Below are 16,111 nucleotides of genomic sequence, written 5' to 3'. Positions count from 1 at the left end.
ATGTCGTGTGCGGTTCAGGCGGCGCGATGGCGGCCGGGTATGGCGTCAATCAGCTGGCGGGTGTAATCGCTGGAAGGCAGGGCGAAAACGTCTTCCACATTGCCGGAATCCACCTGCTGCCCGCGGTTCAGCACCGAGACGCTGTGGGAGATTTGCCGGACGGTCGCCAGATCGTGCGAGATAAACAAATAGGTCAGGCCGAGTGAATCCTGTAACTGTTGCAGCAACGTCAGGATTTGCGCCTGCACGGTGACATCCAGCGCCGACGTCGCTTCATCGAGGATCAGCACTTTCGGCTCTAAAATTAACGCGCGCGCAATCGCCACCCGCTGGCGCTGTCCGCCGGACAGTTCACGCGGTTTGCGGCTGAGTAATTCTTCCGGCAGCGCCACGCGGCGGGCGATATCCAGCACCCGTTCACGGCGAACGGCGGCGGGGATTTTTTCGAAATTCAGCAGCGGTTCTTCGATCACGCTGAACAGCGTTTGCGACGGATCCAGCGAGGCGAACGGATTCTGATACACCAGCTGGATTTTTCTGCGCAACTGACGCAGGGCTTCGCCTTTCAGGCGCGTGATGTCTTCGCCGTCAATCAGCACGCGCCCGCTGTCCGGTTTCTGAAAACCGAGCAGAATGCGCGCCAGCGTGGTTTTACCGGAGCCGGATTCACCGACCAGCGAATGCGTGGTGCCGCGCGGAATGCTGAAAGAGACGTGATCCACGGCGCGGAATGCCGCCTGATTTTTGCCGCCGAGGGTGAAATCGTGGGTGATGTTTTCCACCACCAGCACCGGATCTTCCGCCGTGCGCAGGTGTGCGCGGTGGCGGCCGGAAAGGGCAGGGACATCGGCGAAAAGCTGGCGGGTGTAATCGCTTTTCGGGGCGCTCAGCACCTCTGCGGTCACGCCCTGTTCCTGCACTTTGCCGTGACGGAACACCAGCAAGCGGTCGGCACGTTCGGCGGCTATCGCCAGATCATGCGTAACCAGCAACACGGCGGTGCCGGACTCGCGGCGCAGTTCGTCGATCAAATCCAGAATGCGTTTTTGCACCGTGACGTCCAGCGCGCTGGTCGGCTCATCGGCGATGATCAGCGCCGGTTGCAGCGCAATCGCAATGGCGATCAGTACGCGCTGCTTCATGCCACCGGAAAGTTCGTGCGGATACTGTTTCGCCCGCTGTTCAGGGTGCGACAGCCCGACGCGGGAAAGCAGTTCCACCACGCGGGCGTCGCGCTGCTGACGTGGCAGGCGCTGATGGATATCGAGAATTTCCGCCACCTGCGAGCCGATGGTTTTTACCGGATCCAGCGAACTGGTGGGATCCTGCGGTATCAGGCTGATGCGTGCGCCGCGCAGGGCATCAAGGCGGCGCTGCGACCACTGGCTGATGTCGGTGCCGTTAAGGCGAATTTCACCCTGTTCGATATGGCCGTTCTCCGCCAGCAGACCGATGATCGCCTGTGCGGTAGTGGTTTTGCCGGAGCCGGATTCGCCGACCAGCGCCAGCACTTCACCGGCGTTAATCGTAAACGACACGTTATGCACCACCGGTTTGCCGTCGTAGGCGATGGAAAGATTGTCCAGTTCGAGTACCGGATGCGTTTGTGCGTTCATCGCGTTCTCCTGCGTAATGACTGGCTGATGCGGTTGGCGGAAAGCACCACTAACACCACGACCACGCCGGGGAAGGTGGTCAGCCACCAGGCAGTCGAGATGTAGTTACGGCCTTCGGCGATCAGTAAACCCCATTCCGGCGTCGGTGGCGGAGTGCCGTAACCGAGAAAACTCAGGGTGGAAATCGCCAGGATCGCGCTGCCGAACTGCAGGGCCGAGAAGGCGATCACCGAGGTCAGTGAGTTGGGCAAAATGTGCCGCCACAGAACCGACAGGAAGGAACCGCCGCTGCCATACGCCGCTTCGACGTAATCGCTGTGACGCACCAGCACCACTTCGGCGCGCGCCAGACGGGCGAAGTTGGCAACCGACGTGACACCGACAGCAATCGCCGCGTGAACCGTGCCGAAACCGAGCAAAATAATCACACTCAGCGACAGCAACAGACCAGGAATGGACAGCAACACGTCGTTGATGCGCATGACGATGGCATCCACCAGACCGCCGCTGGCACCGGCCGCCAGCCCGAGCGCGGTGCCGAACACCAGCCCGAGTGCCACGGCGACCAGCGCCCCGGAAAGCGAATGTGATGCGCCGTAGACAATGCGCGCATAGACATCGCGGCCAAGCTGATCCGTGCCCAGCCAGTGTCCGGCCTGCGGGGCCAGACGCTGCGCACCGGCAATCCCTTCGGTGCCGCTGTAACCGGTAAATAAGCCGGGGGCAATCGCCCACAAAATAACGGTCGCCATCACCAGCCACGCGAGGATTAAGCCCGGTTGCAGGCGGGCGGGTTTCCAGCGGCGGCGCTGGGTGAGCGGTAATGAAAGCGTGTTTTTGCCAAGCGGTAAGCTGCTCATGCGGTGGCTCCCCGTGAGTTTTTAGACGCAGAGGCCTTGAGGCGCGGATCGAGCAACGGATACAGCAAATCGACCAGCAAATTGATGCCGACAAAGGCGGCAGCGGAAATCACCACAATCGCCTGCAATACCGCGACATCCTGATTATTCACCGCCTGCTGCGTGAGTTGTCCGAGTCCGTTAAGGCCGAAGACGGTTTCGGTGATCAGGGCGCCGGCGATCAGTTCGCCAAACAGCAAACCGGCAATGGTCAGCGCCGGAAGCAGGGCGTTGCGCGCCACATGACGCCACAACACGCCGCTGCGGCTGGCGCCTTTGGCGCGGGCGACGGCAACGAACGGCTGGGTTTGCACCTGATCAATGCTGCGGATGAGGATCTGCGCCAGCGGCGCGGAAATCGGCACCGCCAGCGTGATAATCGGCAAAATCAGCCCGACCCATTCACCCGGATTGATCACCGGTATCCAGCGCAGATGGAATGAGAAAAACTGAATCAGCGCGATACCCAGCCAGAAGGTTGGGATGGAAATAAACAGCGACGGCACGGCCTGTAAGGCATTTTTCAGCCAGCCGAAATGCAGCAGGCTGGAGAGAAACGCCAGTGCAAAGGCCACCACGGCGGCCAGTGCGAAGCCAGTCAGCGCCAGACGCAACGTCGGCGGGAAGTTGCTGCTGAGTAATTCAGTCACCGGGACGCCAGCCTGAATCGAATAGCCCAGATCCCCGCGCAGGAAATTGCCCAGCGTATGCAGATATTGTTGCCAGACCGGCACATCCGCGCCGTAGGCGGCACGCATATCGGCGATTTGCGCCGGGCTTAATCCCATGTCCGGGTTCTGGAATTTAATCAGGATCGCGTCGCCGGGCAGCACCTGCAACAGGATGAAGGAGACGGTAAACGCCGCCCACAACACCAGTAATGCCTGCCCGAATCGACCGCTCACGTATCGGCTCATGATTTACCCCCGTCTGTTAATGCTTTTCCAGCCATGCGCCGTAGAAGCTCGGACGCCCGACCGCTTCAAAGCTGACGCCTTTGAAATACGGCGCACCGGCAAACACCTGCGGCTCTTCGAAAATCGGAATGACATACGCCTGATCCAGCAGGTAGTTCTGCACGTCGCCGGTCAGTGCCAGACGTTTTTTCGGATCGACTTCGGCTGAAATGGCGGTCAGCAGGTCGTTAAGTTTGTCGTCGCGGAAGCTTTTCACCTTGCTGCTCAGGCCGCCTTTTTGCAGCAGCGCATCGCGGTTGGTCGGGTAGAAGGAGCTTTTGATCACGTCCGGATCGGCGCGTCCGACTTCCACCACGTTGGCCGGGGTTTTCTGCGGATCAAGGTTATCCGCCACGCGGCTGCCCGCATCGCCCGCCAGAATATTCAGCTTCGCGCCGACCTGACTCCATTGCTGGGACACCAGCTGCAACACCTCTTTGTTCTGCGGCTGTGGCAGGGATTCATAAATGGTCAGCGACAGCGTTTTGCCGTCTTTCTGGCGGATGCCGTTCGGACCCGGTTTCCAGCCCGCTTCATCCAGCAGCTTTTTGGACAGCGTCGGGTCGTAGGTCAGCTTGTTGCTCAGATCGACATAACCGGCCGCTGTTTTGGCAATCACAGAGGTGGCCTGCGGATAGTTCGGCGAGAACAGCGTATCGACCACCTGTTTGCTGTTGGTGGCGTGCAGCAGCGCCTGACGCACTTTCAGATCGGATACCAGCGCGTTGTCCGGCCGGAACGAAATGCTGTCGTTGACACCTTTGGTCGGCGCGGCATAAATCGGGAAGTTCTGGTCTTTGGCCTGTTTCTCGTCATACGCCTGAACCTGACGGATGAAATCTGCCTGACCCGCCAGCAGCGCGCCGATACGCACGCTGTCTTCGCCGGTGACGATCACTTTGATGCCGTCAAGATTGGCGCGACCTTGCTGTTTGAGGTTTTTCGGCCCCCAGTGGTAATCCTTACGCGCGGTCAGATCGACTTCGCGACCCAGCGTTTCTTTGCTGACCACGAACGGGCCGGAACCGATGATGTGCGTGGCGTCGCCCAGCGCATCAAAGTTGCGATCCAGCGTGCTCAGCGATACCAGACCGGAGCCAATGGTCGCGGTGCCCTGCAGGAAGCCCGGCGAGGATTTTTTGAAATAGAACTTCACGGTCAGCGGATCGACCACTTCGCTGTGGTCATAATTGTTGATGACTTCGGAGACCGGCAGGTGATGCGCTTTATTGCCCAGACCGTAAGTATCAAAGTTTTTGGCCACCGCGCTGGCATCCAGCGGCGTGCCGTCAGAGAAGGTCACGCCCGGCCGCAGTTTGAAGGTGTACTCGGTTTTGTCGGCATTGAACGACCAGGATTCGGCGATCCAGGGTTCTATTTCCAGCGTCTTCGGATTCTGATAGGTCAGTTTGTCGGTGATCTGATTCAGGATGCCGCCGTTCGGGTAGAAGCCGCCAGCGGGCGGATACAGGTTGGTGTGCGCCTGTTGTTCCAGATAAATCAGGGTGCCGCCCTGTACCGGTGTGCCGTCAGCGGCGAGAACAGAAAACGTGCTGGTGAGAAGTGCCCCTAAAGCCAGTGCGCGGGTCACCGCGTTAATCCGGCGAATGTTCTTCATCGTTAAACCCTTTTTCTTATTGGTCATGGTGGCAGGTGATGACTCTGGCTTCTTAGAACCAAAGTGCTGAACCCATAACAAACCAATTTAAAGGGCAGGTGAACGAAGGAATTTTGCAATCGTTAGCTGGAAACGGCATTAGGGAAAACGGGCGGGAGGCAGAAAGAAAAAAACCAGCGGCTAATCCGGACGGGTGGACCGGCTAACCGCTGGCGATCATCAAAAATGATGAGCTAAGGAGAAACTGAGGTCGTCAGTGATCTTTTAATGCAGCTTCTGTGCCAGTTTTTATTTCAGGCTGCGTTTTAAGCTGTTTGCTGCGGCTGAGGAAGGCATTCAGCAAAATCGCGCCAAAGGTTGCCGTGCCGATGCCGCCCATGCTGAAGCCGCCCAGACTCAGGGTAAAGTTGCCTGCGCCCAGTACCAGCGTGACCGCCACCATGATCAGATTTCCGTTAAGTCCCAGATCCACCTGATTTTGTACCCAGATGCGGGCACCGGCCACGGCAATCAATCCGAACACCACAATCGATGCGCCACCGAGTACCGGCCCCGGAATGGTGTGGATCAGTGCACCAAATTTGGGCGAGAAGCCCAACACGATGGCAACGAGGGCGGCGGCGACAAAAATCAGCGTGGAGTAGATTTTAGTCACGGCCATCACGCCGATGTTTTCTGCGTAGGTGGTGACGCCGGTACCGCCCGCCGAGGCGGAAAGTAAGGTCGCCAGACCGTCACCGACAAACGCACGACCCATGTACGGATCCAGGTTTTTGCCGGTCATGCCAGCCACCGCTTTAATGTGGCCGAGGTTTTCCGCCACCAGAATCACCGCTACCGGTGCAATCATCAGCATGGCGTGAGAGCTGAATACCGGCGTGGTGATGGCCGGCACGCCAAACCATGGCGCTTGGGCTACGGCGCTGAAATCTACCGGAGTACCGAGCCCGAGTCCGTTAGTGATCACCATGTAAATCAGATATGCCGCCACCAGCCCGAGCAGCAGCAAAAGACGCTGCACCAGACCGCGGGTGAACACCGCCACTGAGCCGATACACAGCACGGTCATCACCGCCATCCAGCTGTCGAATGAAGAAGCCGATACGCTATTAATGGCAATCGGCGCGAGGTTCAGGCCGATCGCCATCACCACCGCACCGGTGACGACCGGCGGCATCAGGCGTTCAATCCAGCGCGTGCCGACCGCCATCACCACAAAACCGATCAGCGTATAGACCACGCCGCAGGCAATAATACCGCCCAGCGCCACGCCGATATTCGGGTTGGCGCCGTGGCCGCTGTAGCCGGTCACCGCGATCACCAGCCCGACAAACGCGGCGCTGGATCCGAGATAACTGGGCACACGTCCGCCCACCACCAGGAAGAACAGCAGGGTGCCGATGCCCGACATCAGGATCGCCATGTTGGCGTCAAAACCCATCAGCAAAGGCATTAACACCGTGGCACCAAACATCGCCACCGTGTGTTGCAGCCCCATGATCACCGTCGATCCGAACGGCAGTCGCTCATCCGGCGCGATCACCGCGCCATCCAGATTGCCTTCTCTTTTACGCCATTGTGGAAACCAGGTATTCGCCATGCACGACCCTTACTAAGTTGAGAGGATTGAGTTAACAGGCTATCTGACGCATCAGCGGGTGATAGCGCCGGTCGAAATACACCAGTCCGTGGCTGTCGTCGTTGCGTCGTAATGCAACGGCTTCACAAAATAAAATGTCGTGGGTGCCGACGCGGGTGATTTGCGTGACCTTGCAGTCAAACGACACCAGCGCGTCGGTGAGGATCGGCGAACCGGTGGCAAGACGCGCCCACTCGGCGGCGTCGAAGCGTTGCTCCATCGGCGTTTTGCCGCCAAATAAATTGGACAGCGACTCATGGCAATCGGCCAGCGTGTTCACGCACAGCACCTGATTTTGCGTAAACGCCGGATGCACCGAGGCGGAACGGTTCAGGCAGACCAGCAATGTCGGCGGCGTATCGGTGACGCTGCACACGGCTGACGCGGTGAAACCTGCCCGCCCGCCGGGGCCGTCGGTGGTAATGATGTTGACGGCAGAACCGAGACGCGCCATCGCATCGCGGTACTCCTGTTTTTCAACGGCGGCTTGTTTTTCAACGGCAGGCATATCGGTAGCGGGCAATGTGGCGTTCAGGGTGGATGGCATGGTCGTGTCCTCAGAGTTTAATCAGTGATGCTTACAGCACGCGGCATGCGCGGTCGAAATCAAGGCGGGGCGCGCGCGGATACACTTTGCTGCTGTCGCCGTAACCGATGTTGATCAGGAAATTGGATTTCCAGCCTTCCTGCGCCAGAAAGGTGTCATCGACCTTCGCGTTATCAAAACCTGACATCGCGCCGGTGTCCAGACCCAGCGAGCGGCAGGCCATGATCAGATACGCGGCCTGCAAACTGCTGTTGCGGAACGCCGTATCCTGCGCCAGTTGCGGGCTGGAGGTGAACCACGAACGGGCATCGCCGGACGGATACAGCTCGGGCAGCAGTTCGTAGAATTCCGGATCCCAGGCAATGATCGCCGTGACCGGTGCGGTCATGGTTTTCTTCAGATTGCCGCCGGAAAGCGCCGGAGCCAGTTTTTCTTTTGCTTCCTGACTCTGAATAAACACGATACGCAGCGGGCTGCAGTTGGCCGAGGTCGGCCCCATGCGAGCCAGATCGTAAATCGTTTTCAGCTGTGCGCCGGTCACCGGCTTATCCAGCCAGCCGTTGTGGGTGCGGGCGTCGGTGAATAAGGTTGCCAGCGCGCTGGCGGTTAATGCTTCGGCCATGATGTCTCCGTGGGCAGACGACCGGCAGGTGCGGCAGAAGCTTGCGATGAATGCCGCAGCAGCCAGTCCAGTAAAATCGGGTTAAAGGTTTCCGGGGCGGTCACGCTCATGGCATGACCGCCGTACAGCATTTGGGTGTGTTCGCCGTGGGGCAGGCGGGATGCGAGATCCACCGAACGCGACCACGGCACCAGCAGATCATCTTTACAGCTGAACGCCAGCGTCGGCGTAATCACCTGACCGAGGCTTTCCGTCAGGTCTGAATCCATTAGCGCCTGTAAACGGTGCAGCAGGTTTTCCATCCCCTGAAAATGTGCCACCTGATGCTGGCGCTCTTCCTGCAATAACGCCTCATGTTCAGAAAGCCAGTCCCCCGGATACAGAAACAGCGGCTGCGCCTGCACATAGGCATCCACGCCGCTGTTGAGCAGCAGATTTTGCCGCACTTCAAAACAGCGCCGCGTCTGGCTGTCGAGCTTCGTCCAGCCGTTAATCACCACCAGACTTTGCAACAGCGCCGGATAACGCAGGGCAAGGTGCAGGCCGATGATGCCGCCGAGTGCGTGGCCGACCAGATGGCAGCGGCTGATATCCAGCCCGTTGAGCATCCCCGCCAGTTCGTCGGCCATGTCTTCCATGCGGTAACCCGCAGGCACCGTGCCCTGACTGACACCGGTGCCGTGCTGGTCATAGACCACGACGCGAAAATGCTCCGCGAGCATCGCCAGTTGGGGTTGCCAGAAGCCGCCCGAACCGCCCAGTCCCGAAGAGAGTACGACGGTTTCTGCATCCGCATTTTTCTTACCCAATACCTTGTAATACATGTTGTTTCCTCAAGGTGCTCAGGACAGGGTTTAAAAACGATTTACTTGCCGATATGGGCAACTGACGCGATTTCAATCAGCGCATCCGGTTTCACCAGCCCGCACTGAATGCAGAAGCGTGCCGGTTTTTCACCGGGGAAGTATTCGGCGTACACCTGATTCACTGCGCCGTAGTTCGCCCAGTCGGTGATAAAAATCGAGTTCATGGTGACGTCGTCCATCGTGCCGCCTGCGGTTTCGATCACGCTTTTGATGATCTCCAGCACATGACGGGTTTGCGCGGCGGCGTCGCCGACATGCACCACGTTGTTGTCTTTATCAAACGGCAGGGTGCCGGAAACGTACAACACGCCATCGGCGAGGGTGCCCGGAACAAACGGAGCCAGCGGAACGCCGCTGCCCGCCGGAATAATGGCGCTTTTAGGCATGGTTATTCGTCCTTTTGAGAAAGCGGTCAGGCCGCGTTTTGTTCAGTTTTGTAACCCACGGCGTCGCAGAAATTGCGCACGCTGGAGACCCAGCCAAAGAAGGTTTCGATGTTATAAATCGCCGCTTTTTGCGCGAATTCCGGTCCGGCCTGATGGGTGGCGTCTTCCAGCACTACGCCGAAATATTCCAGAAAGAACCCGTCGCGCAGCGTGGATTCGACGCACACGTTGGTGGCGATGCCGGTGAAGACCAGATGATGAATACCGTAACTGCGCAGCAGGCTGTCGAGCTGGGTATTGAAGAAGCCGCTGTAACGCGGTTTTGGCAACACAATGTCGCCCGGCTGCGGCTGAAGTTCATCGACCAGGTCATAATCCCAGTCGCCTTTTGCCAGCAGTTTACCCATCAGTTCCGGGCGCTTGCGCATGGTTTTCAGCGCATTGGATTTGTGGAAGTTCGGCGAACCGGCACCTCCGGCTTCGACATACTGATTGTCCCAGCCGTTCTGGAAGAAAATCACTTTAATCCCGGCGGCGCGGGCGGCGGCAATCGCCACTTTGATATTGGCAATCACCGGCGCGGTGGCTGAAACGTCAAAACCCGCCAGATCCAGATAACCGCCTTGTGAGGCGTAGGCGTTTTGCATATCCACCACGATCAGCGCCGTTTGTTGCGGCGTAAAGGCAATGGCTTCAGGACGTGCTGTGAGGATCGTTTCCTCGCCGGTATTTTGGGGTTCGCGGCGGACCACAGTTTGATTCTCAACAACGTTCATCATGCGACCTCTTTCTGCTCAGTGCCGATGTGCTGGCGGGTTTTCATTAATGGCTGGATGTAACGACCGAAGTTTTCGATGCCTTGTACGAAATCGTCAAAGGTCAGCAGTACGCCGCCTGCGCCGGGCACGGTGTCGATTTCATCGAGCATTCTGGCGACGCTGGCGTAAGAACCGACCAGCGTGCCCATGTTGATATTGACGGCGGAGGTCGGGTCAGCCATCTGGCGGACGTTGGTGTCGGCTCCGGATTTGGTGTCTTTGCTGCTCTGGTCGGTCAGCCAGGCGAGTGCTTCGGCGTCAGCACCGGCTTTATACAGATCCCATTTGGCGCGGGCGGCGGCATCGGTTTCGTCGGCAATCACCATAAACAGCACGTAAGAAGAGACGTCGCGTCCTTCGGCTTCGGCCGCAGTTTTCATGCGTGCGGCGGTCGGCGCAAACGCGGTCGGGGTGTTCACGCCTTTGCCGAAGCAGAAGTTGAAGTCGGCGTGTTTAGCGGAGAACGCCATGCCGGCATCACTTTGTCCGGCGCAGATGACTTTCATCTCGCTTTGCGGACGCGGACTGACGCGGCAGTCGTCCATTTTGAAGAATTCGCCGTCCAGCGTGCAGTGGCCGGTGCCCCACAGGTCACGCAGCACGCTAACGTACTCGGTCAGATAGTCGTAGCGGCGGGTGAAATAATCATCGCCCGGCCACATGCCCATCTGTTCGTATTCCGGTTTCTGCCAGCCGGTGACGACGTTGACGCCGAAACGGCCATTGGAGATGGAATCAATGGTGGCGGCCATGCGTGCCACAATCGCCGGAGGCATAACCAGCGTGGCGGCCGTGGCGTAAAGCTGGATGCGGGAGGTCACGGCAGCGAGGCCCGCCATCAGCGTGAACGACTCCATGTTGTGTTCCCAGAATTCGGTTTTGCCGCCGAAGCCGCGCAGTTTGATCATCGAGAGCGCGAAATCAAAATGGTAATGCTCCGCTTTCTGCACAATGGTTTTGTTCAGTTCGAAGGTCGGTTTGTACTGCGGCGCAGTTTCTGAAATTAACCAGCCGTTGTTGCCGATAGGAATAAAGACACCGATTTTCATAGCTCACCTCATGATGCAACGCGAATGAAGGAATTCAGGATCGCTATTGCAAGCCGGATGCCAGTTTTTTAATCTCTTTGGTTATCAGTGTGTTGAAAATATGTTTTCATTTTTGGTGGAGCAAACGGTCTGTTTCAGACCATTTGGTCAAAAATAACTGCACATAAATCAGGCAGGGTTGAACGTAAATGGTGCAATTTTGTTAAATAACACAATTATTGTGGTTATTATTTTGTTGCTTTCATTTATGCGGCGGTTAGCGATAGTCGCTTTTATTCCCATTTGTTATGCTTTGAGCCTTGCTGTTTGTCTCAGGGAGACGTTGTGAAGCCATTGGTTGAACCTCCGCAGTCTGCCGCCGGGGAAACAAAACCCCGCAAAGCGGCGGCGAAAGCACCGACGCGACGTTCGCGGGCGGTCGCGGCCAAACGCGGCACCATCATGGCCGCAGCACTGGAATTTTTCTCGTTGTACGGTCTCCACGGCACCAGCCTGGATCAGGTGGCGGAACGCGCCGACGTGTCGAAAACCAACCTGCTGTATTACTTCCCGTCGAAAGAAGATTTGTATATCGCCGTGCTGAAAGGGCTGCTGGATATCTGGCTGGCGCCGCTGAAAGCCTTGCAGCCGGATCAGCATCCGCTGGAAGCGATCCGCGAATATATCCGCCTGAAACTCTGTGTCTCCCGCGATCACCCGCAGGCGTCGCGGTTGTTTTGTCTGGAGATGGTGCAGGGCGCGCCGCTGCTGAAACAGGAACTGGGCGGCAGCCTGAAAACGCTGGTGGAAGATAAATCGGATGTGATCCGCGGCTGGATTAAAGAGGAGCTGATCGCCCCGGTTGACCCGATGCAGCTGATTTTTATGCTGTGGGCCACCACGCAACATTACGCCGATTTTGGTGTACAGGTCGAAGCCATCACCGGCAAAACGCTCAGCGATCCTGACTACTTTGAGCAAACGGTGAGCAACGTGCAGCGCATTATCACCGAAGGCATCCAGCGTCGGGATTAAGGGGTCAGAATGGATTCGGTTTCGCAGTTAGTGTTAGGGGCGGCCATCGGTATTGCGGTGATGGGCAAACGCACGCCGGTGTGGAAATCCGCACTGGCCGGGGCGGTGTGCGGCACGCTGCCCGATCTGGACGTGTTTTACGATCACGGTGACGCCATCAGCAATATGACGATGCACCGTACCGAAAGCCATGCGTTGTTTTATCTGACGCTGATTTCACCGCTGCTGGCCTGGCTGATGGCAAAACTGTTCAGCGGCGGACAACATTTCCGCCACTGGTGGGGCGCGGTCTGGCTGGCGCTGATCACCCATCCGCTGCTGGATTTAATGACCGTTTACGGCACGCAACTCGGATTGCCATTCACAAATTATCCGTTTGCGGTCGGCAGCGTTTTTATTATCGATCCGCTTTATACCTTACCGCTGATCATCGGCGTCGGGCTGGCGCTGTATCGCGAACAACAGCGCGGCATCATGTGGAACAACGTGCTGCTGGGCATCAGTTGCCTGTATCTGGTGTGTACCGTAGTTGAACAGCATCAGGTGACGCGGCACGTCGGCGAAGAACTGCAACGCCAGAACATCGAAAGCACGCAGGTGCTGGTCACGCCGACACCGCTCAATTCGCTGGTGTGGCGGGTGGTGGTGATGCGCCATGACAGCTACGGTGAAGGGTTTACCTCGCTGCTGCACCCGGATTCCCCGATCCGTTTCCGCTTCTATCCGCGTGGCGAAGCCTTATATGCAGCGCATAAAGACAATGCGTTTCTGGCGCGCGTCGCCTGGTTCAGCCATGGTTTTTACAGCGTGAAAGAACAGGGCGGCCATATTCTGGTCAGCGATATACGTATGGGGCAGGAACCGGATTACACCTTTGTGTTTGATCTCGGTGAAATGAAACCCGGCGCGCCACCGGAACTGCCGGTGAAAGTGGCCTCCGTCAGACCCACAGCGGCGAAAATGTGGGCACAGTTCAGGCAGGCGCTGGAGGTGGAGTGATCCGCCAAAACGTAAAAAGGAGCCAGATGGCTCCTCTTCTTCTCATGAGTTTATCACTCAGGCTTTACGGCTGCGCCTGCGTAACCCATACCCAATCCCAAGGATCACAAACCACAGCGGCGTGATCATCAGCGCCTGTCGGGTGTCATCCTGCAAGGTCAGCAGAACCAGAACGAAGGCGAAGAACGCCATACACACCCAGCACATCAGTTTGCCGAGAGGCATTTTGTAGATGGATGCTTCATGCAACTGCGGGCGCTGACGACGATAGACCAGATACGAGCAAAGGATGATGGTCCAGACGAACATAAACAGGATCGCAGAAACGGTGGTGACCAGCGTGAAGACCGTCACTACGTTCGGGATCAGGTAAATCAGCACCACACCGCCAAGCAGGCAGATGCAGGAGAAGGTCAGGCCGTTTGACGGGACCGCGCGGGAGGAGAGCTTACCGAAGGCTTTCGGTGCGTTGCCTTCCTGAGCCAGACCAAACAACATGCGGCTGGTGGAGAACACCCCGCTGTTGGCGGAGGATGCCGCAGACGTCAGCACCACGAAGTTAATGATGCTCGCCGCCGCCGGAAGACCGGCCAGAACGAACAACTCAACAAACGGGCTTTTATCCGCCACCACGTGGCTCCACGGTGTCACGGACATAATCATGATCAGCGAGAAGACGTAGAACATGATGATACGCAGCGGAATGGCGTTGATGGCGCGCGGCAGGGATTTCTGCGGATCTTTGGTTTCGGCGGCGGTCGTGCCGACCAGTTCGATACCGACGAACGCGAACACCGCGATCTGGAAACCAGCAAAGAAGCCGCTGACGCCTTTCGGGAAGAATCCGCCGTCATTCCACAGGTTGCTGAATGAGGCAACGGTGCCGGTCGGCGTCTGGAAGTGCGTCAGTACCATCACCAGCCCGGCGATAATCAGCCCGACAATAGCAACGATTTTAATCATCGCAAACCAGAACTCCATCTCACCGAACATTTTCACGGTGGCGAGATTGAGGCTCAGCAGCACCAGCACGCAGAGCAGGGATGCGACCCATTGCGACAGTCCGGGGAACCAGAACTGTGCGTAGGCCGTGATGGCGACGACATCAGCAATGCCGGTGACCACCCAGCAGAACCAGTAGGTCCAGCCGGTGAAATATCCGGCCCACGGCCCCAGCAGGTCTGCGGCAAAGTCGCTGAAGGATTTGTATTCGAGATTGGACAGTAACAGTTCGCCCATCGCACGCATGACGAAAAACAGCATAAAGCCGATGATCATGTAGACGAAAATAATGGACGGACCGGCGAGGCTGATGGTTTTACCGGAGCCCATAAACAGGCCGGTACCGATAGCGCCACCGATGGCAATAAGCTGGATATGGCGGTTGGAGAGATTTCGCCGCAAACCTTCAGCGTTCTCTTCCTCCGGCTGGACGAGGATTTTTGACTCTTCTTGCATGTTGTATTGATTCCTGTTTTTTGCTTTTTGCGTATGAACTCCGCCATATCGCATTCATTTACGTCAGTCTTTTGAGCTCTGAACGGCTCTTTTATCACCACAACTGGAACGACAGTTGCTGCGGATGGTGTAATAGTAATGTTAAGTGCGCATTTATTATAACTGGCATGAAAAATGCCGAAGAAAAAAATGTATCGTATTTTTTACATCGCGGATAATTGAGTGTTAATTAATCAAATGTCAGTGACGAAGGCGGGAATAATACCTTTTTTGCCCGTGATGAGCTTCACAAATATCTCTGAGAATAACGGCAAATAAAGTGGGGATAAGCGTTTGACATCCTCAGACGACAGGAGAATAATCCTGTGCGTTGGGTCGTTAGCTCAGTCGGTAGAGCAGTTGACTCTTAATCAATTGGTCGGCGGTTCGAACCCGCCACGACCCACCAACATCCTTTCAGATCAGCCTGTTACATCCCGTCGTTTTAAATCCTGCTTTTGTGATGACTCACTCAGTGGCCTGTCATGGTCATCAACATCCCTCTTAAATTAATATTTCCCCTACGCAGGAAATAAGCACAGGCGTGTCGTATTTAAATTAACCAACGGGCAGGGAGTCTTTTTACAACACAGAAAAGGCGGAAGGGAGGGAAGGGCATTGAAATAAGTCAGGCCCCTGATTGAGGCCGGAACAGGTAGCTGCGGGGTAATGCATCAATACATAATCGTGGTATTCGGTGCATTGCCATTTTTAAGTTGTTTCTGTACCCGCATGCACAGGCTGAAAATCAGCAGATGTACGTGCGTGATAAAGGTTCTTTCTTCGCTGAACTGGCTGCTGCGTAAGACGACCGTTTCTGAACGGTTCTGTTTGGCAACCAGTAGCTCAATCCCTATCTGACGGAATTCGTCTTCGTAATGCTGAACGATCCCTGCGGGTGCGATGAGTGTGTAGCTGTACATAATAATTCCTGACGCTGAGTTGAACGGCTGATCGGATAAATCTTAATAAGAGTATCAAATACCAGCACGAAGCGGTTAGCAATTCGGGTGGTCGATTTTTGTACGAATGTCACAGATTTAGCGGACTTTTTGCGGTTATGGCCGGTTGGCGGACGGAGGCTACCGGTTTTTTGTTGCCCGCAGCGCGCACACTGCTATCATTCGTTCATAAACTCAGGGAGATAACGATGAAAAAAACACTGGTGGCTTTGGCTGCTTTATTTTTAGCCGGATGCGCGGGTAACCCTTACGAACCGACGCTTCAGGTCAAGTCATCTTTCGCAAATGCCAGCGCGACACCGCCGGAAGGACAGACCCATATCCGCCTGCATCGTCTGGAACAGTGGTCGCTGGTGCCGTTCGAAAAAACCTGTCCGCTGATGGTCTTTTTAGACGGGCAGACTGTCGCTTCCCTGCACTTTAATCAGTACGTGGATCTGAACGTGCCAAACGGGATGCGCACCATTGATGTCCGGATTGCCTGTGCGCTGACGAAAACGACGGGTTCCATCACCGTTGATGCCAGTGGCAAGAGTATCAGCCTGGAAACAGATCGCAGCTTCTTCGGTACTTACAACATCCGCCCCGAAGGCAGCAGCAACTAGTTAAAATGAAAAACCCGC

At 56.8% G+C, this 16,111-nt stretch carries 16 protein-coding genes and 1 tRNA gene; 4 read left to right on the top strand and 13 right to left on the bottom strand.

Going from position 1 to position 16,111, the window contains the following annotated elements:
• Positions 1-14 precede the first annotated feature (14 nt).
• The 11 genes from EDF78_RS04620 to rutA all read right to left on the bottom strand — a co-directional run bounded on the left by EDF78_RS04620 (position 15) and on the right by rutA (position 11,016).
• Positions 15-1,616 (bottom strand): ABC transporter ATP-binding protein, encoded by a 1,602-nt coding sequence (locus EDF78_RS04620; protein ID WP_095921282.1) that lies wholly within the window; start codon positions 1,614-1,616, stop codon positions 15-17.
• On the bottom strand, positions 1,613-2,476 hold the full coding sequence (locus EDF78_RS04615) for an ABC transporter permease (RefSeq protein ID WP_131692595.1): 864 nt from the start codon (positions 2,474-2,476) through the stop codon (positions 1,613-1,615). The genes EDF78_RS04620 and EDF78_RS04615 overlap by 4 nt, the downstream gene beginning before the upstream one ends.
• On the bottom strand, positions 2,473-3,432 hold the full coding sequence (locus EDF78_RS04610) for an ABC transporter permease (protein WP_095921284.1): 960 nt from the start codon (positions 3,430-3,432) through the stop codon (positions 2,473-2,475). The genes EDF78_RS04615 and EDF78_RS04610 overlap by 4 nt, the downstream gene beginning before the upstream one ends.
• 16 nt (positions 3,433-3,448) lie before the next feature.
• Positions 3,449-5,089, bottom strand: a complete 1,641-nt coding sequence (locus EDF78_RS04605; protein ID WP_133822660.1) for a TIGR04028 family ABC transporter substrate-binding protein — start codon at positions 5,087-5,089, stop codon at positions 3,449-3,451.
• Between the two features lie 253 nt (positions 5,090-5,342).
• Positions 5,343-6,689, bottom strand: coding sequence for a pyrimidine utilization transport protein G (rutG, locus tag EDF78_RS04600; RefSeq protein WP_133822659.1), 1,347 nt, complete (start codon positions 6,687-6,689; stop codon positions 5,343-5,345).
• A gap of 31 nt (positions 6,690-6,720) precedes the next feature.
• The gene (gene rutF / locus EDF78_RS04595) at positions 6,721-7,236 is read right to left on the bottom strand and encodes an NADH-dependent FMN reductase RutF (RefSeq protein ID WP_133822778.1); all 516 of its coding nucleotides are present in this window, start codon (positions 7,234-7,236) and stop codon (positions 6,721-6,723) included.
• A gap of 70 nt (positions 7,237-7,306) precedes the next feature.
• On the bottom strand, positions 7,307-7,897 hold the full coding sequence (locus tag EDF78_RS04590) for a malonic semialdehyde reductase (RefSeq protein WP_095921287.1): 591 nt from the start codon (positions 7,895-7,897) through the stop codon (positions 7,307-7,309).
• On the bottom strand, positions 7,882-8,721 hold the full coding sequence (rutD, locus tag EDF78_RS04585) for a pyrimidine utilization protein D (protein ID WP_133822658.1): 840 nt from the start codon (positions 8,719-8,721) through the stop codon (positions 7,882-7,884). The genes EDF78_RS04590 and rutD overlap by 16 nt, the downstream gene beginning before the upstream one ends.
• Positions 8,722-8,762: 41 nt before the next feature.
• Positions 8,763-9,149, bottom strand: a complete 387-nt coding sequence (rutC, locus tag EDF78_RS04580; RefSeq protein WP_133822657.1) for a pyrimidine utilization protein C — start codon at positions 9,147-9,149, stop codon at positions 8,763-8,765.
• Positions 9,150-9,175: 26 nt separating this feature from the next.
• The gene (gene rutB, locus EDF78_RS04575) at positions 9,176-9,928 is read right to left on the bottom strand and encodes a pyrimidine utilization protein B (protein WP_181955514.1); all 753 of its coding nucleotides are present in this window, start codon (positions 9,926-9,928) and stop codon (positions 9,176-9,178) included.
• Complete coding sequence (gene rutA, locus EDF78_RS04570; protein WP_119826523.1) at positions 9,925-11,016, bottom strand: pyrimidine utilization protein A; 1,092 nt, start codon at positions 11,014-11,016, stop codon at positions 9,925-9,927. The genes rutB and rutA overlap by 4 nt, the downstream gene beginning before the upstream one ends.
• Positions 11,017-11,340: 324 nt before the next feature.
• Between rutA and rutR the strand changes: the two genes are divergently transcribed.
• Positions 11,341-12,030 carry an HTH-type transcriptional regulator RutR gene (gene rutR / locus EDF78_RS04565; RefSeq protein WP_095921290.1) on the top strand — a complete coding sequence of 230 codons (690 nt, stop codon included), beginning with the start codon at positions 11,341-11,343 and terminating at the stop codon, positions 12,028-12,030.
• A 9-nt stretch (positions 12,031-12,039) separates the two neighbouring features.
• Positions 12,040-13,029: a metal-dependent hydrolase gene (locus tag EDF78_RS04560; protein ID WP_133822656.1), complete on the top strand. Its 990-nt coding sequence runs from the start codon at positions 12,040-12,042 to the stop codon at positions 13,027-13,029.
• A 57-nt stretch (positions 13,030-13,086) separates the two neighbouring features.
• On the opposite strand, the gene cycA is transcribed toward EDF78_RS04560, so the two are convergent.
• A complete protein-coding gene (cycA, locus tag EDF78_RS04555; protein WP_133822655.1) occupies positions 13,087-14,487 on the bottom strand; it encodes a D-serine/D-alanine/glycine transporter in 1,401 nt (466 codons plus the stop codon).
• A 372-nt stretch (positions 14,488-14,859) separates the two neighbouring features.
• Between cycA and EDF78_RS04550 the strand changes: the two genes are divergently transcribed.
• A tRNA-Lys gene (locus EDF78_RS04550) sits at positions 14,860-14,935 on the top strand.
• A gap of 265 nt (positions 14,936-15,200) precedes the next feature.
• Here the strand turns inward: EDF78_RS04550 and EDF78_RS04545 are convergent.
• Positions 15,201-15,449, bottom strand: coding sequence for a hypothetical protein (locus EDF78_RS04545; protein WP_095921293.1), 249 nt, complete (start codon positions 15,447-15,449; stop codon positions 15,201-15,203).
• A gap of 227 nt (positions 15,450-15,676) precedes the next feature.
• Between EDF78_RS04545 and EDF78_RS04540 the strand changes: the two genes are divergently transcribed.
• Positions 15,677-16,093, top strand: coding sequence for a hypothetical protein (locus tag EDF78_RS04540; RefSeq protein WP_133822654.1), 417 nt, complete (start codon positions 15,677-15,679; stop codon positions 16,091-16,093).
• Positions 16,094-16,111 lie beyond the last annotated feature (18 nt).

This window comes from Rahnella sp. BIGb0236 (assembly GCF_004364755.1).
GTDB lineage: Bacteria > Pseudomonadota > Gammaproteobacteria > Enterobacterales > Enterobacteriaceae > Rahnella > Rahnella victoriana.
The sequence above is the reverse complement of the archived record's forward strand: the minus strand, read 5'-3'. Positions and strand labels throughout refer to the sequence as shown.

Bases quoted from the DNA above. Each gene is read 5' to 3' on its own strand.
- EDF78_RS04620 (WP_095921282.1), bottom strand. From the start codon at position 1,616: ATGAACGCACAAACGCATCCGGTACTCGAACTGGACAATCTTTCCATC.
- rutD (WP_133822658.1), bottom strand. From the start codon at position 8,721: ATGTATTACAAGGTATTGGGTAAGAAAAATGCGGATGCAGAAACCGTC.
- EDF78_RS04590 (WP_095921287.1), bottom strand. From the start codon at position 7,897: ATGGCCGAAGCATTAACCGCCAGCGCGCTGGCAACCTTATTCACCGAC.
- cycA (WP_133822655.1), bottom strand. From the start codon at position 14,487: ATGCAAGAAGAGTCAAAAATCCTCGTCCAGCCGGAGGAAGAGAACGCT.
- rutB (WP_181955514.1), bottom strand. From the start codon at position 9,928: ATGATGAACGTTGTTGAGAATCAAACTGTGGTCCGCCGCGAACCCCAA.
- EDF78_RS04540 (WP_133822654.1), top strand. From the start codon at position 15,677: ATGAAAAAAACACTGGTGGCTTTGGCTGCTTTATTTTTAGCCGGATGC.
- EDF78_RS04605 (WP_133822660.1), bottom strand. From the start codon at position 5,089: ATGAAGAACATTCGCCGGATTAACGCGGTGACCCGCGCACTGGCTTTA.
- rutF (WP_133822778.1), bottom strand. From the start codon at position 7,236: ATGCCTGCCGTTGAAAAACAAGCCGCCGTTGAAAAACAGGAGTACCGC.
- EDF78_RS04615 (WP_131692595.1), bottom strand. From the start codon at position 2,476: ATGAGCAGCTTACCGCTTGGCAAAAACACGCTTTCATTACCGCTCACC.
- EDF78_RS04610 (WP_095921284.1), bottom strand. From the start codon at position 3,432: ATGAGCCGATACGTGAGCGGTCGATTCGGGCAGGCATTACTGGTGTTG.
- rutA (WP_119826523.1), bottom strand. From the start codon at position 11,016: ATGAAAATCGGTGTCTTTATTCCTATCGGCAACAACGGCTGGTTAATT.
- rutC (WP_133822657.1), bottom strand. From the start codon at position 9,149: ATGCCTAAAAGCGCCATTATTCCGGCGGGCAGCGGCGTTCCGCTGGCT.
- EDF78_RS04545 (WP_095921293.1), bottom strand. From the start codon at position 15,449: ATGTACAGCTACACACTCATCGCACCCGCAGGGATCGTTCAGCATTAC.
- EDF78_RS04560 (WP_133822656.1), top strand. From the start codon at position 12,040: ATGGATTCGGTTTCGCAGTTAGTGTTAGGGGCGGCCATCGGTATTGCG.
- rutG (WP_133822659.1), bottom strand. From the start codon at position 6,689: ATGGCGAATACCTGGTTTCCACAATGGCGTAAAAGAGAAGGCAATCTG.